General features: G+C 73.1%; 19 protein-coding genes and 1 pseudogene. 1 reads left to right on the top strand and 19 read right to left on the bottom strand.

All coding sequences use genetic code 11. The annotated features are described in order from the left end of the window. From AB0B58_RS24595 to AB0B58_RS24585, 3 genes and pseudogenes are all read right to left on the bottom strand, one after another. Positions 1–1,790, bottom strand: a pseudogene (locus tag AB0B58_RS24595) (hypothetical protein); the annotation flags it as partial. Next, complete coding sequence (locus AB0B58_RS24590; RefSeq protein WP_360227821.1) at positions 1,787–2,203, bottom strand: hypothetical protein; 417 nt, start codon at positions 2,201–2,203, stop codon at positions 1,787–1,789. The gene AB0B58_RS24590 and the pseudogene AB0B58_RS24595, both read right to left, overlap by 4 nt. Positions 2,204–2,767: 564 nt before the next feature. Continuing rightward, complete coding sequence (locus tag AB0B58_RS24585; protein ID WP_360227818.1) at positions 2,768–3,253, bottom strand: hypothetical protein; 486 nt, start codon at positions 3,251–3,253, stop codon at positions 2,768–2,770. Positions 3,254–3,396: 143 nt separating this feature from the next. On the opposite strand from AB0B58_RS24585, the gene AB0B58_RS24580 reads away from it, so the two are divergent. After that, complete coding sequence (locus AB0B58_RS24580; RefSeq protein ID WP_360227815.1) at positions 3,397–3,858, top strand: hypothetical protein; 462 nt, start codon at positions 3,397–3,399, stop codon at positions 3,856–3,858. On the opposite strand, the gene AB0B58_RS24575 is transcribed toward AB0B58_RS24580, so the two are convergent. The 16 genes from AB0B58_RS24575 to AB0B58_RS24500 all read right to left on the bottom strand — a co-directional run bounded on the left by AB0B58_RS24575 (position 3,855) and on the right by AB0B58_RS24500 (position 19,692). Next, on the bottom strand, positions 3,855–4,511 hold the full coding sequence (locus tag AB0B58_RS24575; RefSeq protein WP_360227812.1) for an MOSC domain-containing protein: 657 nt from the start codon (positions 4,509–4,511) through the stop codon (positions 3,855–3,857). The two genes, AB0B58_RS24580 and AB0B58_RS24575, sit on opposite strands and share 4 nt — an antisense overlap. Continuing rightward, positions 4,508–5,329, bottom strand: a complete 822-nt coding sequence (locus AB0B58_RS24570; RefSeq protein WP_360227809.1) for a GNAT family N-acetyltransferase — start codon at positions 5,327–5,329, stop codon at positions 4,508–4,510. The genes AB0B58_RS24575 and AB0B58_RS24570 overlap by 4 nt, the downstream gene beginning before the upstream one ends. 37 nt (positions 5,330–5,366) lie before the next feature. After that, the gene (locus tag AB0B58_RS24565) at positions 5,367–6,383 is read right to left on the bottom strand and encodes an LLM class flavin-dependent oxidoreductase (RefSeq protein ID WP_360227806.1); all 1,017 of its coding nucleotides are present in this window, start codon (positions 6,381–6,383) and stop codon (positions 5,367–5,369) included. Further along, a complete protein-coding gene (locus tag AB0B58_RS24560; protein ID WP_360227803.1) occupies positions 6,380–6,970 on the bottom strand; it encodes a TetR family transcriptional regulator in 591 nt (196 codons plus the stop codon). The genes AB0B58_RS24565 and AB0B58_RS24560 overlap by 4 nt, the downstream gene beginning before the upstream one ends. Positions 6,971–7,043: 73 nt before the next feature. Then, positions 7,044–7,505: a DUF1707 domain-containing protein gene (locus AB0B58_RS24555; protein WP_360227800.1), complete on the bottom strand. Its 462-nt coding sequence runs from the start codon at positions 7,503–7,505 to the stop codon at positions 7,044–7,046. A gap of 90 nt (positions 7,506–7,595) precedes the next feature. After that, positions 7,596–8,987 (bottom strand): MFS transporter, encoded by a 1,392-nt coding sequence (locus AB0B58_RS24550; protein WP_360227797.1) that lies wholly within the window; start codon positions 8,985–8,987, stop codon positions 7,596–7,598. Positions 8,988–9,067: 80 nt separating this feature from the next. Further along, entirely contained in the window at positions 9,068–10,333 is a 1,266-nt protein-coding gene (locus tag AB0B58_RS24545) for an MFS transporter (protein ID WP_360227794.1), read from the bottom strand. Between the two features lie 127 nt (positions 10,334–10,460). Next, entirely contained in the window at positions 10,461–11,348 is an 888-nt protein-coding gene (gene htpX, locus AB0B58_RS24540) for a zinc metalloprotease HtpX (protein WP_360227791.1), read from the bottom strand. A gap of 121 nt (positions 11,349–11,469) precedes the next feature. Continuing rightward, entirely contained in the window at positions 11,470–12,984 is a 1,515-nt protein-coding gene (locus AB0B58_RS24535) for a proton-conducting transporter membrane subunit (protein WP_360227788.1), read from the bottom strand. After that, positions 12,981–14,528: an NADH-quinone oxidoreductase subunit M gene (locus AB0B58_RS24530; RefSeq protein WP_360227785.1), complete on the bottom strand. Its 1,548-nt coding sequence runs from the start codon at positions 14,526–14,528 to the stop codon at positions 12,981–12,983. Before AB0B58_RS24530 ends, AB0B58_RS24535 begins: the two co-directional genes overlap by 4 nt. After that, positions 14,525–16,420: an NADH-quinone oxidoreductase subunit L gene (locus AB0B58_RS24525; protein ID WP_360227782.1), complete on the bottom strand. Its 1,896-nt coding sequence runs from the start codon at positions 16,418–16,420 to the stop codon at positions 14,525–14,527. The genes AB0B58_RS24530 and AB0B58_RS24525 overlap by 4 nt, the downstream gene beginning before the upstream one ends. Further along, positions 16,417–16,779, bottom strand: coding sequence for an NADH-quinone oxidoreductase subunit NuoK (gene nuoK, locus AB0B58_RS24520; RefSeq protein WP_360227779.1), 363 nt, complete (start codon positions 16,777–16,779; stop codon positions 16,417–16,419). The genes AB0B58_RS24525 and nuoK overlap by 4 nt, the downstream gene beginning before the upstream one ends. After that, positions 16,779–17,294 carry an NADH-quinone oxidoreductase subunit J gene (locus tag AB0B58_RS24515; RefSeq protein ID WP_360227776.1) on the bottom strand — a complete coding sequence of 172 codons (516 nt, stop codon included), beginning with the start codon at positions 17,292–17,294 and terminating at the stop codon, positions 16,779–16,781. Before AB0B58_RS24515 ends, nuoK begins: the two co-directional genes overlap by 1 nt. Beyond that, a complete protein-coding gene (locus tag AB0B58_RS24510) occupies positions 17,291–17,875 on the bottom strand; it encodes an NADH-quinone oxidoreductase subunit I (protein ID WP_360227773.1) in 585 nt (194 codons plus the stop codon). Before AB0B58_RS24510 ends, AB0B58_RS24515 begins: the two co-directional genes overlap by 4 nt. Positions 17,876–17,974: 99 nt before the next feature. Then, positions 17,975–18,934 (bottom strand): complex I subunit 1 family protein, encoded by a 960-nt coding sequence (locus AB0B58_RS24505; protein ID WP_360227770.1) that lies wholly within the window; start codon positions 18,932–18,934, stop codon positions 17,975–17,977. Beyond that, positions 18,934–19,692, bottom strand: coding sequence for an NADH-quinone oxidoreductase subunit C (locus AB0B58_RS24500; protein WP_360227767.1), 759 nt, complete (start codon positions 19,690–19,692; stop codon positions 18,934–18,936). The genes AB0B58_RS24505 and AB0B58_RS24500 overlap by 1 nt, the downstream gene beginning before the upstream one ends. Positions 19,693–19,835 lie beyond the last annotated feature (143 nt).

Below are 19,835 nucleotides of genomic sequence, written 5' to 3'. Positions count from 1 at the left end.
CTCGCCAGGGTGCGACGGATCGCGACAGCCTCCTCGATCGCCGCAAGCCCCTCCTCCTGCCGGCCCAGCTCACCCAGCCGGACCGAGAGGTTGTTCAGCTCCACGGCGTGCCGGTTCAGCTCCTCGGGTCTGCCGTCCGGGCCTCCGCGGCGGTTGGCGACCAGCCGCTGCGAGACCGCGACCGCTACCGCCGTACGCGTGGTGGCGAAGCCGAGCTCGCGGAGCAGCGCGTCGAGCCGTTTCACATCGGCGATCGCCATGATCGGCGTGGCGTCGCCGATCGTGGCGATCAGATCGTCGCCGAAACCGCTGGGGTCGACCACGGCCACGATCGGCACGTACGCGCCCGGGTAGCCACGCACCAGCGCCGCGATGCCCGCCCTGATCCGCTGCCGCCCGTCCGCATGCCGGCCGGGCGCGGACAGGCAACGGTGCAGCACCGTGACCGTACGGCCGGCGGCCTGTTCATCGGCGGTGCCGCACAGCGCGGCCAGGTCCCGGCACCATTGCGAACGCGACGGCGCCCGCCGGGCCAGGTCGAGGAGGTGGGTGTCGGTCAGCCGGTCCGGGGTCGGCGCCTGCCACAGCTCCAGGCCCGCCGGATCCGGGTACAGTTCGTGCAGCCGGCCCGCCAGACGGCGACGCCGCCCCTCGCCGACGCCGGCCAGCGCGCCCGCGGCGCCCAGTACGCGGGTCGCCTCGTCGAGATCCGCGGCAGCCCGTAGCGCGATGGTCGCCAACGCCCAGTCCCGTTGCGTCTCGTCGAGATCCAACCCGACCGCCTGCAGCCCGGACGACACCTGCCGCCGCTCGTGTGCCAGCACCCCGGCGACCGCGTCATCGGCGTGCAACGCGGCACTGGGACCGCTGTTCAGCACCGACAGCAGCGCGTCCGCGTAAAGGTCCAGGGTCGTGGCGAAGCCGCGCCCCGGCGTTTCCGGCCGCGCCACGGCCCGGTCGACCGCGATGCCCTCCTCGGCCGCGCGGGCCGCAAACCCGTCGATCGCGTTCCGCCACACCTGCGCGGCGTGCGCCGGGTCCCAGCCAGCGGACAACGCCTGCAACACGACTGGGCGCGGGTCGATCCACTCCGCCAGCGGGTGACCATCGGTCAGATCACGAAACCAACCCTCATCGGTACGCGCCAGCAGCAGCACCCGCACCGACGACTCGGCGCACGCGTCCGCGATGACGTCCAGCAACTCGGCCACCACCGGACCCGCGTTCTCCGCGTAGTCGACGACCAGCAGCGCCCTCGCCCGCAACCGGGCCAGGCCGCGCACCGCGGCGACCAGTTCCGGAACCCGGCGCAGCTGACGCCGCAACCGGTCGGCCTCCGCGCCCGGCCCGGTCAGGTCGGTCAGCGCGACCGAACGCCAGTTCGCCGGGGGCATCTGCACGAACCCCGCCAGCCAGCCACGATCCCGCAGCCGGGCACAGACCTGCCCGGCAAGGTGCGTCTTGCCCTGCCCGCCCGTCCCCCGCACGAGCTTCACCAGCGGCCCCCGACCCGACACGCACCAGCCGGCCAGCTCCTCGGCCTCCGGCCTCGGCTCCACCGCCACCACACCCGCGTCCGGGCGCAGCCACGAACCCACCAGCGCCGAACCCTGCCGCCGCACCGGTCCGAACAACAACCGGCCCGCATCGGCCGCGCCGGCCGGCAGATCGACGCTCACCTGAGACCGGCCGTCGACGGTCAGGACGACGTTGCCGTCCCCGGAGATGACCCAGCCGTTCGCCGAACCGACCGACCGGTCCCCGGTGACCTCGAGACCCGGACCGGTCACGGGCGCACGCCACTACCGCCGATGCTGTTGTGGTCCCCGGTGATCACGGACCCGCCTGCGGAACCCACCGACCGGTCACCGGTCACCACGACGCTGTCGGTGATCGGGCCCGTCACGGTGGCCTGCCGCGCCTGCCGCAGCAGCTCCACGACGTCGGCAAGCAGCTCCGGCGAACCGGTCAACGCCTTACCGACCTTCAACCGCAACGCCGCGTGCGTATCAGGATTCTCCGGATCGGCCGCCACGTCATCGACCGCCTCGGCGACCGCGGGGGCCTCCCCGCGAAATCTCAACGCCAGCCGCGATCCCCATTCGGAGGCCTCGCCGACCGCGGCGTCCTCCGCCTTCGACCAGAGCCGCACCCCGAACGACCGCGCCGCCGCCACTATGTACGGCACCACCACCTGGGACACCGCAGACACCGAATGCGGATCAAAACCCAACCCGAACGGATCCACGACCCGACCCCTCACCAACAAACGATCATCATTTCGGACTCGACCGCGCGCGCATCGGGGCGAGCGCCAATACGACAATGCCCCAGCCGGCGCCATCCGCCAATGCCCGAGCACCGGGAACCGCCGAAAGTGAGTCATCCGGCGACGGCGCGGCGAATACGCGAAGGTGAATGCGTTTCCCGGGCCGTTCCCGTCGCAGCTGAGCAGCGGTTACGGACGTGGGCTGATCCGGGTCGCCGGCGGGCGGAACCTGTCCTTGGCGGAATTGCCGCGGATTCGGTCCTGCGATCTTGCAGGATTTCCCTTCCGCCGCCCGGCCCTGACGTTTCCCACCTCGGAAACAAACGGTCGGGAAAGGCATACGCATGGCGTCGACGGGATGTGCGGCGCGGCCTGCGCGACCCGCACCGATCTGTCGGCCACGTCCGCCGCGCCCTCCCTGCGGTACGCGGACGCCCTGATCGCCGCGGGTTCCGACGGGGTCGCCCGGCCGAGAAGCCGGCGACCTCGTCGCGCGGGCTACAGGACGGGGCAGGCGAACGGGTCGCTCTGCTTCCCCTCGGTGCTCAGGAAGCCGGGGTAGAAGAAGCGGTTGACCCGCACCCGCCGCGACGACCCCTGCAGCACGTCGAACCGCAGCGTGTACCGGCCGGTCGCGTTGGCGGTCCAGCGCGGGCAGGCCCGCCCGCCGCTCCACAGCTCCTGCGTCAGACCCACCGCGCCGTTCGGGCCGGTCAGGGTGACGGCCAGCGTCTGCAACGGGTACGTCGCCTGGATGCCCTCGCCCACCCGCAGGTAGAAGTGCCGCTGACTGCCGTCGTAGACGGTGGTGCGGTAGGCGTAGTCGAAGTTGTACGGCATCTGAATGGCGTTCGGAGCCGACAGGAGGCGTTGACCCGTTTCCGCGGACGCGAGGCCCGCCCCGCCGACGATGAGTGCGAGTGCGGCGGTGATGACGACGCCCCATCGGGCCGGTCTGCGCAGCACGCGAAGAGTGGTGCTCATTGATCCCCCCAGGCAAGACGGACTGCAACCTAACACGGGCATGCATCCATGGCCGTCAACGCCGCCGGGGTCTCGCGGCGGGTGCGTGCGGGGCGCGGATACCCTGTGTGCCGGTCAGGGACTCGGCAAACGGGAGGCGCCCAGTGAGCCGGTCGCGTCTGGCCGCCGCCACGCTGAGCGGGCTGCTCGCCCTGGCCGGCTGCGGGTACGGCGGCGAACAACCGGTCGCCGGCCCGAAGATGCGAAGCAAGTCCCAGGCGAACGCCGACGTCGCGCGGTACGCGGAGCAGACCGTGACCATCCTGCGCGCCACCACGACCGGCATGGTCGTCACCGAGTCGGCCTGCGCCGAGGGGCTCTACAGCGTGCAGGCCGTCTATCGGCTGCCCATGGGCCTCACCCGGCATCCCCGCGCGCGGGCCGTCCTGCGCAACACGTGGCAGGCCAACAAGATGCCGATCACCCTGGACACCACCGTCGACGGCTATCGCGGCGCCATCTCCACCGTCACGCCGGACGGCTACACCATCGACGTCGTGACCATCACGTCCAAGCCCAAGGCGCTCTCGTTGCAGGTCCGATCGCCCTGCCTGTGGGCCCCTTAGATCTTCAGGCGGCGGCGGAAGTCGTCCTTCAGCGTCTCCGGCAGGTCCAGGTCCAGGTAGCCGCGGAGGAGCTGCGGCTCGTGCAGCCAGGCGTGGAAGCCGTCCGCGACGGTCACGCCGTGCGCCGGGCGGTCGACGATCTCGACGGGGTCGCCCGCCTGGACGTTGCCGGGCCGGACCACGCGCAGGTAGGCGCCCGGCCTGCGCTCCGCGCCGAAGCGCTTCACCCAGCGCGGTTCGGCCATCTTCCACTGGAACGTCGCGCACGGGATGCGGCCGAAGGTGGTCTGCAGCACCAGTTCGTCGCCGATCTTCCACGTCTCCCCGAGCAGCGCGCCGTTGACGTCGAGGCCCGCCGTCGTCAGGTTCTCGCCGAAGATGCCGCTGGGCAGTTTCCGGCCGAGTTCCTCCTCCCACCAGTCGTAGTCCTCGCGGGCGTACGCGTAGACGGCCTGGTCGTCGCCGCCGTGGTGCTCGGTGTCGAAGATCTGGTCACCCACCAGGCCGCTGTGCAGGCCCGTGCGTTTGGGGCCCGGCGCCCGGACCGCGACCGGATGGTCGACCGGCTGCTTGTTGATGCCCGTCGTGCCGATGTGCTTGGCGTTGCTGGTCTCGGGTACGGCCAGGTTGACCTGGAGGACGACGCTGGTCATGAGGCGAACTCCACTAGGGTGCGATCCTCGATCGGCGTGTAGCCGATTCGCTGGTACAGGGCGTTGCTGGTCGGGTTGGCGAGGTCCGTGAAGAGCACCACGTCGGCCGCGCCCTCGTCTAGGGCGGCCTGGCTGACGGCGGCGGTGACCGCGCCCGCGTAGCCCCGGGCCCGGTGTTCGGGCGGCGTGTAGACCGCCGCCACCCGGACCATCCCGGCCTCGCGGCGGGAGGCGCCGGCCATCGACACCGGCTCCCCGTCGACCTCCCACAACCGCAGACCACCGTACGAGAGCCGGTCGTCCACTATGTCGTCGGTCGGGCCGGGCTCGCCGATCTCCTGGTAGAAGGCGTTCATCCAGTCGAGCAGCAGGGCGCGGTCGCGGGGCACGGCGACGCGGGCCCGCCCGGGCGCCGGCGGGGTCGGCGGCACCAGCGCGGCGAGGCGGAACAGGCGAAGGCGCCCCGCGACCCGCGGTGTCGCGCCGGTGCGGCGTTGCCACTCCCGGGAGAAGGCCTCCGCGACCGCGTCCGGCCCGGCGACGCTCGGCAGCGGCAGGTCGCGGAGCCGGCCGGCCAGTTCCGCCGCGGCGGCCGGGGACATCGCGCTGAGCAGCGCGCCGCGTGGCGGCGTACGCAGAAACGCGCCGCCGTCGCACCAGCCGAACACCGCCGGCTCGGCGCCGAAGGCGTTGGGCCCGCGCTCGCGCACCGTTTCACTCACGGTCAGGAGCAACGTGTTCTCCACCGGCCTCGAGCGCAGGAACTCGCCGGCGCCGGCCAGGAAGTGGTCGACGCTGTCCGTGATGTGCCAAGTCATGCCCCATCCTGCGCCGCGAGCCGCGGGCGGCGCACCCCTATTTCGGCAGGCCCCAGGCCTTGGCGATGCGGGCCAGGGAGTCCTGCCGGGTCGCCGGGTCGTATGCCGCGCCGGCCAGGATCAGCTCGTCCGCGGAGGTGCGCTCCACCAACGCGTCCAGGCCCGCGACGACGTCGTCGGCGGTGCCCGCGTACTGGGTGCCCGGGAGCTGGGCGAGGACGCCGCGGTCAAGGTCGGACAGTTCGTGGGTCGCCGCCGATTCCGGGGAGACGATCGGGCCGAGGCGGCCGGTACGCAGGCTCAGCGCGACGATCCGGCTCGGCCCGGCCAGGAACTGCGCCTGCTCCCGGGTCTCCGCCGCGAGCACGGAGGCGCTGACCATGAGGTGCGGCTCGGGGTACCGCGGCGACGGCTTGAAGCCCGAGCGGTAGAGCCGCACCGCGGCGTCCACATCGGAGCTCATCGCGAAGTGGTACGCGTAGCAGAACGGCAGCCCGAGCGCGGCCGCCACCTGCGCGCCGTAGGTGGACGAGCCGAGCATCCAGACCTCGGGGTACGTCCGCGGCTCCGGGGTCGCCCGCAGCCGGCTGATCCGCTCGGCGGGCACCCGGTCGTCACCGAGCAGGGCCAGCACCATGCCGAGGTGGTCGGGGAACTGTTCGACGGTCAGGTGCGGCGAGCCGCCGCGCAGCGCGGCGGCGGTGGCCTGGTCGGTGCCGGGCGCCCGGCCGATGCCGAGGTCGATCCGGCCGGGGTGCAGCGCCTCGAGCAGGGCGAACTGCTCGGCCACCACGAACGGCATGTGGTTGGGCAGCATGACTCCGCCGGAGCCGACCTTGATGCGGCTGGTGTTCGCCGCGACGTGCGCGATCAGCACCGGCGGCGACGTGGACGCGACGGCCGGCATGTTGTGGTGCTCCGCGACCCAGAAGCGGGCGTAGCCGAGGTCGTCGGCGGTCCGCGCGATCTCGGTGGTACCGCGTAGCGCGTCGGCGCTGTCGTGTCCCTCGCGGACGGTGGCGAGGTCGAGCACGGACAGGGGTACGCGACTCATGAGCTGATCCGTTCGCTGGGTGAGGGGTGGACGAAGTCGAAGCCGGCGCCGATGAGTTCGTGCAGGCCGGCGATGCCGGTGTCGGCGTCCCAGTGCGGGCAGGCCGTGTTCAGCACCGTGCGGGCGGCGTTCACCGTGAGGTCGAGCCGCAGCGGGTCGAGGCCGGTCCGGCCGCCGGCCCACTCGCGGACCGCGGCCCAGAACCGGTCGGCCACCTCGCGGGAGCAGCCCGACAGTTCGGGCGAGGCCAGCCGCACGCGGCGTTGCAGGAGCATCCGTTCGGCGGTGGCGCCCGTGTAGCCGATCAGGAGTTCGCGCAGCGAGGACCAGAGCGGCTCGCCGGGTGGGCGCTCGGCCAGCAGGGCGGCCCAGAGGGCGGCGTCGTCGGGGTCGGGGTCGAAGACCACCGACTCCTTGTCGGCGAAGTAGTTGAAGAACGTGCGCCGGGAGATGCCGGCGGCGGCCACGATGTCGTCGACCGACACGGCGTCGAAGCCGCGCTCGGTCATCAGCCGCAGCGCGGCGGAGTGCACGAGGCGCCAGGTCTCGCGCTTCTTACGTTCCCGTACGGGGCTCGGCACGACCATGGGTTCGACGGTACGTCGCTTGCACTCGGTGCAACTTGCACTCGGTGCATGAACTGCGCCACACCGGGCGGCGCTACCGGCGGCGCTGCCTCCGGATCGACTGCACCCCGACCGTGGTGGCGGCGAGGGCGGCGCCGGGCACGAGCACCCAGATCGGCCACGGATAGACGTCGCCGGCGACCGTCACCACGACCACGAACCAGACCATCAGGTTGACGGCCGCGATCGAGCCCCAGATGGTCCAGAGGACCTGCAGCGCCAACGGCATCTTGCGAGCCAGCCGGCGGGCCTCGGCGGCACGGCGGGCGTTCACCTCGGCGGCGCTCAGGCCGGGCTTCGGCAGGTCCGCCACCAGGCCGAGCAGATCGGCGTAGGTGAGTGCGGCATATGCCTCGCGCACCCGGTCGTCGTATTCACCGAGGGAGAGCCGGCCCTCGTCGAGCGCGGCCTTCAACTCGTCGGCGATTTTGTGCCGGTCGGCGTCCGCCGCACGCATCGTCTCGACACCGGGCCGCGGCACGACTTCCCTCGCCATGCCGTCAGGCTAGCCGAGCGACCGTGACCTCTCCAGACCCGAACAGCGTGGACTCCCGTTCGGACTCGCGGTGTTGAAAGCGCGGCGTGGTCACGGCCGCCGGCCGCGGCGGAAGCGGCCGGCGGCGGGCCGTTCCGCGACGACCTGGGTCGGGCCGTCGACCACCTGGCCGGCCGCCGGCCGCTCGGGCAGCGATCCGGCCGGCCAGGCCGGGCGCGGCCGCTGGGCCGGCAGCATGCGGGCCAGCACCGCCGCGCTGCGCGCCCGGCCGCCGGCCAGCTGGTCGGCGCGGGCGAGCGCGTTGCCGGGCCGGGCCACGACCAGCGCGGCTGCGGAGGCGAGCGCGGCGGCCAGCACGAACGCCCAGCGCACCCCGCCCGGCCGGTCCACGATCAGGCCGGCCAGCGCGCTGCCGGCCGCGCTGCTGACGATGGCCGCGGTCAGCACCCGGGTGTACGCCTCGTTCAGCGCGCCGGCGGGGACGATCCGGCCGACCAGGCCGTTCTCCACGATGAGCGCGGGCGCCAGGGCGGAACCGCCGACGACCAGGACGATGCCCAGCGACCACGGGCCGGGCGCAACGACCAGCGCGAGGAAGCCGAGGCCGATCACGGCGAGCAGGATCGCGTACTGGCGGCTCGGGTCGCCGCGCGGGCGGCGGGTGCCGAACCACGCGCCGCCGACCGCGCTGCCCGCACCCCAGCCGCCCAGCAGCAGTCCGCCGAGGCCCGCGCCGCCGCCGTGTCCGGCGGCGAAGGCGGGTACCGCAACGGTCACCGCCCCGAAGGCGCCGCCGAGCAGGGCCACGCAGACGGTCAGGGTGCCGACGCCCGATGCCTGGCGCCCGGTGCGGGCCGCCCGGCGACGCGACCGCATCGCGGGCACCCGGGCGACGGCGAGGCCGCCGGCGAGGGTGACGGCCGCGGCGGCGTACAGCGCCGGGTCGTATCCGCCGGCGATCAGGGCCAGGCCGGCGACCAGGAGCGGGCCGATCACGTAGACGAGTTCGAACAGCGAGGTCTCCGCGGCGAGGGCCGCCTGCCGCACGAGCGGTCCGGACCGGGCCGGCGCGCCGGGTCCGTCGAACAGGCCGGTCCACGCGCCGCGGATGGCGCCCGTCAGCGGTGGATAGGTGGCCCCGGCCAGTGCCGAGACGACGAGCGTCATCGGCAGCCGGGTACCGGCGGTCAGGGCCAGCAGCGCAAGGGCGGCGGCGTGGGCCACGGCGGTCGCGCGGAGCACGGGTGCCGGTCCGAGCCGGTCGGCCAGCCGCCCGGCGAGCGGGTTCGCGATCGCGCCGGCGACGGCGTAGCAACCGACGGCGAGGCCACCGGCGGCGTACCGGCCGGTGTTCTCCGCGACGAGCAGCAGCAACGCGAGCGGGGTCATCCCGATGCCGAGCCGGGCGACGACCCCGCCCAGCAACAGGGTGGGGGCGCTCGGGATCCGCCACACCGCAAGGTAACGCCCCGCCGCCGACACGCCAGGAACGTAACTAACTTAAGCGGCGAATAGTCCTCGGATCAGGCTAAAGAGGTCAGACGGCAATCCGACATGACCCGTCAGAGCGACGCCGCCATCGCCGCGCGCAGGCGGTCGGCGGCCCGCTCGTCGGCCCGGGCCATCGGGCCGGCCGGAACCGCGGCGACCAGAGCGGCCGCCCCGAGCACCACGGCCGCGAAGACGAACGCCCACGGCAGGCCGCCGGGCCGGTCGACCAGCACGCCGGCCACCGCGCCGCCGGCCGCGCTGCCCGCCACCGTCACGGTGACGACCCAGGTGTACGCCTCGTTCAGCATCCCCGCGGGCGCGATCCGGCCGACCAGGTTGTTCTCCACCGTCAGCGCCGGTGCGATCGTGGCGCCGCCGACGACCAGGGCCACCCCGAGCGACAGCGGGCCGGGCATGACCGCGAGTACCAGGAAGCTGAGTGCGACCGCGCCGAGCAGCCACGCGAACTGCCGGGGCAGCGCCATCGCGGGCCGCCGGGTGCCGAACCAAATGCCGCCGATCGCGCTGCCGACGCCCCAGACGCCGAGCAGGACGCCGCCGAGCCCGTCGCCGCCGCCGTGCTGCGCGGCATAGGCGGGGACGATCACGCCCGCCGCGCCAAATGCCATGCCGAGCGCGCCGACGCAGGCCAGCAGCGCCGGGAAGCCGCCGACCCGCAGCGGGCCGAGACCACGGGTGGCGTCGGCGTCCTGGTGCCGCGCCCAGTGCCGCATGATCGGCAGCCAGGCGATCGCGAGCGTGCCGCCGAAGGTCACGACGGCCGCGAAGATCAGCGCGGACGCCGGATCGTGGGTGATCACGATGAGGGCCGCGACGAGCATCGGGCCGAGCACGAAGACCAGTTCGAAGAGCGAGGTCTCGGCGGCCATCGCGGCCGAGCGCAACCCGTGTCGGCCGGTGCCGACCTCGGTCGCGTCGGTCCAGGCCCGGCGGATCGCCGCGGTCAGCGGCGGGAAGGTCGCGCCGGCCAGCGCCGAGGCCACCAAGATCCCCGGAAGGCCCGCGCCGTCACCCCGGCCGACCAGCAGCAGGCCGATCAGCGCGAGCGGGTGCAGCACCGCGGTCGTCAGCAGCACGGGTGACGGGCCGATCCGGTCGGCGACGCGGCCCGCGACCGGGCTGATCGCCGCGCCGGCCAGGGCATAGATGCCGCCGGCCAGGCCCGCGACGGCATAGCTGCCGGTGGCCCGCTGCACGAGCAGCAGCAGGGCGAGGGGGGTCATGCCGATGCCGAGGCGGGCGAGGATGCCGACTATCAGGAGGACCCGGCCGCCGGGCATCCGCCACACGCCAAGGTACTGACGCAACGCGGCCATCCGGTCCTGCCTCCAAGCTGGGTGTGTAACGAGCGATAGCGCTCACCGAACCTAACGTTCGGTGAGCGCTTCACACATCTGAAACAGACGCCCTGTCGTGGACGTCACCCCCGGCCGGGCGCCCCGGTCAGCGCTGGAACCGCACCGGACCGTTGCCGGTGACCGCGGCGAGCTGGTGCAGGCGCTTGATCCGCTCCTCCATCGGCGGGTGCGTCGAGAAGAGGGACGCGATGCCACCGGACCGCAACGGGTTGGCGATCATCAGGTGCGCCGAGCCGGCGAGCTGGCCGTCGGCCGCCAGCGGCATCCGCTGCGCGCCGTACTGGATCTTCTGCAACGCGCTGGCCAGCGCGAGCGGGTCGCGGGTCAGGGTCGCACCGGACGCGTCGGCCTGGTACTCCCGGTTGCGGCTGATCGAGAGCTGGATCACCGACGCGGCGAGCGGGGCGAGAATCAGCATCAGCAGCAGCGACGCGGGGTTCGGGCCGTCGTCGTCGTCCGAGCCGCCGAGCGGCAGGAAGATCGCCAACTGGGCGGCCATCGTGATGATCCCGGCGAGCGCCGCGGCGACGCTGGAGATCAGGATGTCGCGGTTGTAGACGTGGGACAGCTCGTGCCCGATGACGCCGCGAAGCTCGCGCTCGTCCAGCAGCCGCGTGATTCCCACGGTGACGGCGACGGCGGCATTGCGCGGGTTACGACCGGTCGCGAACGCGTTGGGCTGCAGGGCCGGGCTGACGTACAGCCGCGGCATCGGCTGCCCCGCCTCCACGGCGAGCTCGCGCACGATCCGGTACAGCGCCGGGAACTCGGCCTCGCTGACGGGCCGCGCCCGCATCGACCGCAGGGCGATCCGGTCGGAGAAGAAGTAGGTGCCGGCGTTGAGCGCCAGCGAGAGAACGACGGCGAAGACCAGGCCGCCGCCGCCACCCAGCCAGTAACCGACAGCAAGGATCATGGCGGTGAGCAGACCCAGCAGAGCGGCCGTCTTGAGGCCGTTGTGGTGGCTGTGCACGATGCGCTCCTTCGGAGATCGGGCCGGTAGGCCCACATCCGATGGAACATCGCAATAGTGTGAATTCATCCGGAAGGTAGCTGTGAGTTCACTGTATGTAACCCGCTTACCGCCCGACCCGCTAGCTGAGGGCGTCGAAGATCCATTGTGGGGCGAAGCCCAGGATCACCGTCAGCAGCGCCGCCACCGCGATCGCCGCACCCACCGGCCGGGGGACGTCGACCCGGGTGCGTGTCGCCGCCCGGAGCAGGTCCGGGTCCGCGACGGTCGCCACGGCCCCCGGCTCGGCGGTGTGCTCGGGCTCCGGCGCCGCGACGTGCACGACCTCCGGGACGGCGTCCGGCTGAACCGGGACGTAGAGGCTCGCGGCGACGCGGACGTAGTAGGCCAGGGCGATCACCGCGTTCAGGGCCACCACGCCCGCCAGCCAGCCCCAGCCGCTGTCGATCAGGGCCGCGACCACCGTCACCTTGGCGAACAGCCCCGCCAGGCCCGGGGGCAGGCCGGCCAGGCCCGAGAAGGCCAGCACCAGCGCCGCGCCCAGCCACGGGTGGTGGCGGCCGGCGGAGCGGTAGTCCGCCAGGTCGCCGCCGTCGCCGCCGGGTCCGCGCAGCGCGACCACCACGCCGAACGCCAGGAACTCCAGCAGGACGAAGAACACCGCGTACGCCATCGCGGCCCGCACGCCCGCCGCGCCCACCGCCAGCGCCGCCAGGATGTAGCCCGCCTGCGCCACCGACGACCAGGCCAGCAGGCGGGTCATCCGGGTCTGCCGCAGCGCCACCAGGTTGCCGACCGTCATGGTCAGTACCGCCAGCACCGCAACCAGCGGGCCGGTGTCGAGCCGCTGCACCACGGCCGCGAGCGCGATCACGCCGCCCAGCTTCGAGGCCGTCGAGAGGTACGCCGCCACCGGGATCGGGGCGCCGTCGTACGTGGCCGGCGCCCACGCGTGCAGGGGCACCGCCGCCACCTTGAACGCGAAACCGATCACCAGCAGCGCGGCGCCGACCGCACCGAGCGCGGCGAACGGGCCCTCGCCGCCGGACAGCGCCGCCAGGTACAGCGCGCCGGTGGAGGCGTACAGCAGGGCGGCGCCGAGCAGGGCCAGCGCCGTGGAGACGACGCTGACCAGGAAGAACGTCACCGCCGCCGAGGCGCCCGTCGTGGTGACCCGTTCGCGCGGGGCGAAGCGGCGCAGGCCGACGAGGACGTACAGGGGCAGGGTCAGGGTCTCCAGGCCGACGATCAGGGTGATCAGGTCGCCGGCGTACGCGACGACAACTCCCCCGGCCATCGAGGAGGTCAGCAGGAAGCAGAACTCGCCGGCCGGAGCGATGCCGAGACGCAGCGCCGGCACGGACAGCGCGAGCACGCCGATCGTCAGCGCCGCGAAGAGCACGGCCATGACGGCCGCCTGCTGGGTGGCCACCCAGGAGCAGTTCGCCGGGCCGCAGAACGTCGAGGCCGAATCGAGAGACAACGCCACCGCGGCGCCGATCGTGGCGAGGCCGCCGACGATGCCGGCGGGCACCACCCATTTGCCGAAGGCGAGCTCGAGCACCAGCACGAGCAGCGCCGTGCCGCCGGCGGCGTAGAGCGGCAGCAGCGCGAAGTGGTCAACCGACTGGATCATGGCAGGACTCCGGTCAGGGCGGCCCCCGGGCCGGACGTTGCGGCGAGGACCAGGGCCGGCATCAGGCCGACCACCAGCGCCAGCAGGATCAGCGGGGACCAGGCCAGCCACTCCGGCCGGGTGACTCCCGCGAAGCCGGTCACCGCGGAGGTCGCGGGGCCGTGTGTCACCCGGCGCAGCAGGCGCAGGAAGTACGCGGCGGTCAGCGCGCCGCCCACCGCCGCCAGCACCGCCAGCGTCATCCACAGCGGACCGCCGCGCTGCACCGCCGCCACCACCGCGAACGCCTCGCCCCAGAAGCCGGCCAGGCCCGGCAGTCCGAGCGAGGCGATCGCGGCGAAGGCCAACACGCCCGCCAGCCGGGGCGCGGTCTCGCGCAGCCCGCCCAGCTCGGCGAGGGCGCCGCTGTGCGCCCTGTCCTTGATCGCGCCGGCCAGGAAGAACAGCAGGCCGGTGATGATCCCGTGCGCCACGTTGCCGATCAGCGCCGCCTGGATGCCGGTCACCGTCAGCGTCGCGATGCCGAGCATTACGAAGCCCATGTGCCCGACGCTGGAGTACGCGATCAGGCGCTTCAGCTCGGTCTGGCGCAGGCACACCAGCGAGCCGACGATGATCGCGATCACCGCGAGGACGCCGAGCACCGGCGCCGCCCAGGCCGCGCCGAGCGGGGCGACCCCGACGCCGACGCGGATCAGGCCGTAGGTGCCCATCTTCAGCAGCACGCCGGCCAGGATCACGCTGCCCACCGTCGGCGCCTCGGTGTGCGCGTCCGGCAGCCAGGTGTGCAGCGGCCAGAGCGGCGCCTTCACCGCGAACGCGACCGCGAACAGCGCGAACGCGGAGTACTGGACCGTGCGGGACAGGTCGCTGCCGCCGGTCAGCACCATCAGGTCGCCGGTGCCCGCCGCGACGACGACGGTGAAGACACCCAGCAGGAGCAGCACCGAGCCGGCGAGCGTGAAGAGCACGAACTTGCGGGCCGCCCGGCGCCGGTCCGGGCCGCCCCAGCCCGCGATGACCGCGTACATGGGCAGGAGGACGACCTCGAAGAAGACGAAGAACAGCACCAGGTCGAGGGCGAGGAACGTGCCGAGGATGCCGACCTCGAGCACCAGCAGCAGCGCGGCGAGCGTCCGGCCGCGGCCGCCCTCGGGCACCCTCCACACCGTGTACGCGCAGCACAGCACCGTCAGCAGCCCGGTCAGCACGACCAGCGGGTACGAGATCGCGTCGACGCCGAGATGGAAGTCGACGCGGAGCGCGGGCACCCAGGGCACATCGACGGCCGCCCACGGAATGAGCGCCAGCGGCCCGGTGCCGTAGTCGAAGTAGCCGAAGTCCGACCGGCGCGGCTGCGCGAGCAGCACGGTCAGCACGAGGGTGACGGCCGCGAAGACCGTCGCGAGCAACCGGGCGCCGCGATCCATCCGGGCCGGGAGCAGGGCGACGGTCAGCGCGCCGACCGCCGGCACCGCAAGCACGGCGATGAGCAGCGCCGCCGCGACCCAGCCGCCGGTGGTCGAGTAGTCCTCGTAGTTCATGAGATGGCTCCGTAGATCGCCGCTACGACGCCGAGCATGAGCGCGCCGGCGAGGACCGCGACGGCGGCCCGGGGCAGGGCCGCCCGGTGTGCGTTCGAGACGATCGTGCCGAGGCGGGTGGCCGAGGTGCCGGTGCCCTCGACGGCCCCGTCCACCACGCGCTCGTCGAAGCGGCGCACGGCGGCGGCCAGAGCACGTACCGGGCGTACCACGAAGCGGTCCTGGAGGTCGTCGATCCGGAAGCCGGCGGCGAACAGCGGCGCCAATCGGCCGAGGGCCCGCGCCGGGTCGACGCCCGGCGCGGTGCGCCAGAGCCACCAGGCGCCGCCCGCGCCGAGCGCGAGCAGCAGCAGCGGCAGCACCACGCCGGCCTCCAGATGCGGCGCCGGCAGGTCGAGGGCGGAGCGGAACGCGGGCAGGAAGACGGCCAGGCCGAGCAGCGCGGACGGGACGGTGAGCAGCAGCACCGGCCAGCGGATCAGCCGCGGCGGGTCGTGCGGCGCGCCCGGGCCGAGCTCGTAGCGGGCGTCGTCGAAGCCGACGTGCCACCCCTCGGCGCGCGAACGGCCGAAGAACGTGCGCAGCAGCAGGCGGGTCGCGTACCAGGCGGTGATCGCGACGCCGAGCAGTGCGGCGATCCAGACCACCCAGCCCACCCAGGCCGGCGCCGGTCCGTGGCCCACGGTGGCGTGCTGGGCCGCGACCAGCACGCTCTCCTTGGAGAAGAAGCCGGCCAGCGGCGGCAGCCCGGCCAGCGCGCCCAGGCCGATCACGAAGGACCAGAAGGTCGCCGGCAGGTGCTCGCGCAGGCCACCCATCCGGGACATCCGGTTGGTGCCGACCGCGTGTATGACGCCGCCGGCGGCGAGGAACAGCAGCGCCTTGAAGGCGGCATGGGTGAGCAGGTGGAACAGGGCCGCGCCGGGCACGCCGATAGCGAGTGCGCCGGTCATGTAGCCGATCTGGGAGACCGTCGACCAGGCCAGGACCCGCTTGATGTCGTCCTGGGCGGTGGCCGAGAACGCGCCGAGCAGCAGGGTGATCGCGGCCATGACGCCGAGCACGGCGAGTGCGCCGGGCGAGTGCGCGAAGAGCGGGAACAGCCGGTAGACCACGTACACGCCCGCGGCGACCATCGTCGCGGCGTGGATCAGCGCGGAGATGGGCGTCGGTCCGGCCATCGCGTCGGGCAGCCAGGTGTGCAGCGGGAACTGTGCGCTCTTGCCGGCCACCCCGGCCAGGATGAGCAGCAGCGCGATGGTCAGGTGGGCGGGCTCGCCCGCCAGCACGTCGGAGAGCTGGAAGCTGCCGGCCGAGACCCCGAGCAGGGCGATGCCGAGCAGGAAGCCGACGTCGCCGACGCGGGTCACCAGGAACGCCTTCACCGCCGCGCGGGGCGCCTCGGGCAGTCGCCGGTCGTGGCCGATGAGCAGGTAGGAGCAGACGCCCATCACCTCCCAGCCGACCAGCAGCATGATCAGGTCGTTGGCGGCGACGACCACCAGCATCGCGCCGGTGAAGAGGCTGATCTGCGCGGCGTAGGGCGCGTAACGCGGGTCGTCGTGCAGGTAGCCGACCGAGTAGATCTGCACGAGCAGCGCGACGGCGGTGACCGCGAGCGCGACGAGCAGCGCGGCCGGGCCGAGAGTGACCCCGAAGGTGATCGGCAGATCGCCGAACCGGACGACCTCGACGCCGAACTCCACCGGATCGGCGGACACCAGCATCAGGAACACCACGTCCGCGAGCGCGACGGCTGCACCGGCGATGCCGAGCGTCGCGGCCAGGCGCCGCGGCCCGCGGCCGCCGTCGCCGGCGGGCAGCAGCAGGCCGGCCAGGCCGAGCAGCACCGGCACGCCGAACAGCGCCGTACCGAAGACCTCAGCGATCACCGGGTGACCTGCCTGTCGGACTCGTAGTAGAGCTCCACCTCGTCGATGTGCACGGCGCGGCGCATCCGGTAGTACTGCAGCACGATGGCCAGCCCGACGCCCACCTCGGCGGCGGCCAGCACGATCACGAAGAGGGCGAACACGGCGCCGGAGTAGCCCGGCTCGCCGTTCGGAAACGCCGACGCCTGGAGCTGCGAGCCCCGGATCGAGACGTCGGCGGTGATGAAGACCAGGCTGACCGCGTTGAGCATCAGCTCGACCGCCATCAGCACCAGGATCGCGTTGCGCCGGCGCAGCACGCCGTAGACGCCGAGCCCGAAGAGCAGGGCGGCCGTCACGTACGGGATGACCGCGTGCATCAGGGCTCGTCTCCGTTTCGCGCGCCGATGTCGGGGCGCGACAGCACGATCGCGCCGACCAGGGCGGCCAGCAGCAGGATCGAGAGCACCTCGAACGGCAGCACCCACTGCCCGAAGATCTCGGCGCCCATCCGCTCGGCGGTGCCCGGCGCGGGCAGGTCGTAGCGCATCCAGCGGAACGCGTCGGTCAGCAGCGCCGCGAGGCCGAGCCCGACCCCGCCGCCGACGATCCGGGCCGGCCAGGCCGGCCGGTCGAGGTCGTTCGACGCGCCGATGGGTGCGCGGGTCAGCATGACGGCGAACAGCAGCAGCACCACGACCGCGCCGACGTAGACCAGGACCTGCACCCAGGCCACCAGTTCGGCGCCGAGGACCAGGTAGATGCCGGCCATCGCGCCCAGGCTGACGACCAGGTAGAGGCCGGCCCGGACCAGGTGGCTGGTGGTGACGACGGCCGCGCCGGAGCCGACCGCGACGGCTCCGAGCGCCAGCAGCAGCACGTCGGCGACGGTCACTGCGCCTGCTCCCGGCGTACCGGGGGGCGGGCGGTCTGCGCCGGGGTGGCTGCGCCCGGGCCGGCGACCTTGCGCGCCGCGGCGGACTCCTCCTTCGAGGGCTCGCCGAGCACGTCGTGCGCCGGCGGCGGCGGTACCGTCCGCATCCAGTCGCCGAGGCGGTTCTTGTCGTGCAGCAGGTCGAGGACGTCGGTCTCCGCGTACTCGAACTCGGGCGTCCAGTGCAGCGCGTCGAACGGGCAGACCTCGATGCAGATGCCGCAGTACATGCAGAGCGAGAAGTCGATGTCGAACTTGTCGAGCACGTTGCGCTGGCGGGCCCGGGCCGCGCCGGGCACGACGACCTCTTCCTTGTGCGAGTCGATGTAGATGCACCAGTCGGGGCACTCGCGGGCGCAGAGCATGCAGACCGTGCAGTTCTCCTCGAGCAGGGCGATGACGCCCCGGGAGCGCGGCGGCAGGTCCGGCTCGACGTCGGGGTACTGCTGGGTGATCGTGGGCTTGACCAGCATCTTGAGCGTGACGGCGAGGCCGTTGATCAGCCCCTTGCCCGGCGTCTGCCGCTCCCCGCGCTCGCTCATAAGGGCCTATCCTGCCCGGTCACCCGAGCGGAGGCGAGCACACCCCCGTTCTTGCCACTCATCGTGTCCGATCTGAACCGAAGATCACCATTCGGTTCGCTACATGGCCACCTTCACCGCGGCGGTCAGCACCAGCTGCGCCAGCGCCACCGGCACCAGGACCAGCCAGCACAGCCGTTGCAGCTGGTCCTCGCGCAGCCGCGGAAAGGTGACCCGGAGCCAGATGATCACAAAGGACACGGCGAAGATCTTCGCCAGCGTCCAGAGCCAGCCGAGGTGCGCCGGATCCGGCCCGTGCCAGCCGCCCAGGAACAGCACGGTGGTCAGCGCGGCAATCACCACGATGCCCACGTACTCGGCGAGCAGGAAGAACGCGAAGCGCAGGCCGGTGTACTCGGTCAGGTAGCCGAAGACCAGCTCGGAGTCGGCGATCGGCATGTCGAACGGCGGCCGCCGGATCTCCGCCAGGCCGGAGACGAAGAAGACCAGCGCGGCCGGCGCCTGCCAGAGCAGCCACCACGGCGACCAGGCCTCGACGATCCCGGGCAGGCTCAGCGTGCCCGCCGCCATCGCGACGCTGGCCGCCGAGAGCACCAGCGGCAGCTCGTACCCGAGCAGCTGTGCCGCCCCGCGCAGGCCACCGAGCAGGCTGTACTTGTTCGCCGAGGCCCACGCGGACATCAGCACCGCGACCACGCCGACGCCCAGCACGGCCAGGACGAAGAACAGCCCGATGTCCATGGGCTGGGCGACGAGGCCGCCGGGTCCGAGCGGGATGGCCAGCAGCACGATCAGGTACGGGAAGAGCGCGACGATCGGGGCCAGCTGGAACACCCGGCGGTCGGCGTCGCGCGGGGTGATGTCCTCCTTCTGCACGAACTTGACGCCGTCGGCGACCAGCTGCGCCCAGCCGTGGAAGGCGCCCGCGTACATCGGGCCGAGCCGGCCCTGCATGTGCGCCATCACCTTGTGCTCCACCTGGCCGACGACCAGCGGCAGCACCAGGAACGCGGCGACGACCGCGGCCACCCGCACGAGCAGATCGAGCCAGAGCGGCATCAGGCGCCCTCTCCGTCGGTCGTCGGCGGGGTGCCGGTCTCCGGCGCCGGCGGCTGCTCCGCCGCCGGGGGCGCCGGGCGCTCACGCGGGGGCCGCGCCGGGCGCTCGCCCGGTGCGCGGCGGGCCGGGGTCTCCGGCGGCGGGATCTTGCCCTTCATCGGGCCCCACTCGTTCGGGTCGGGTACGCCCGGCGGCCGCATCGGTGCCCGCTTGGCCGTGCCCGACTCCGACTCCCCCGGCTCCTTCGCGCCCGGCCACGCCTTGGCGACCCGGGACGCGAGCACGAACTCCTTGCGCAGCGGATTGCCCTCGAAGCCCGGCGGCAGCAGCAGCGGCCGCAGGTCGGGGTGCCGGGCGAAGCCGATGCCGAACATCTCGTGCGTCTCCCGCTCGTGCCACGCCGCGCCCGGGAACAGGTCGATCACCGACTCGACCACCGGGTTCTCGCGGGGCAGCCGGGCCCGCAGCAGCACGCCGTGCCGGCGGCGGCTGGACCACAGGTGCGCGACGATCGTGAAGCCCTCGTCCAGCTCGTCGACCGCCGAGAGCCAGTCGAAGAAGTCGCAGCCGAGCGCGCCCGGATCGTGGGCCGCCTCGAGCGCGGCCCACCAGCGCGCGGCCGGAACGTCGACGATGGCCCGCTCGTGCCCCGGGCCGCCGCCGGAGACTCCGGCGGTGATCTCACCCTCGGCGGGCGCGTCGGGCTCGGCGGCCGTCAGCAGCGCGACCATCCGCTCGCCGACCTCTTCGGGCGTCATGCCGCACATCCTATGATCTGGTGAAGATCAGCCCCGGGCGGCTGCAACCCTTTGATGGGTCATGGCGTGTTGTCGCCGTGACATCGGAGGCAATAGCCATCAGACCGGAGACGCACACACAGCCGTGCCAGACAGCGGGGTGT

The organism is Actinoplanes sp. NPDC049118, from assembly GCF_040648555.1.
In the GTDB taxonomy this organism is placed as follows: Bacteria; Actinomycetota; Actinomycetes; order Mycobacteriales; family Micromonosporaceae; genus Actinoplanes.
This window is presented reverse-complemented; position numbering and strand designations above follow the sequence as displayed.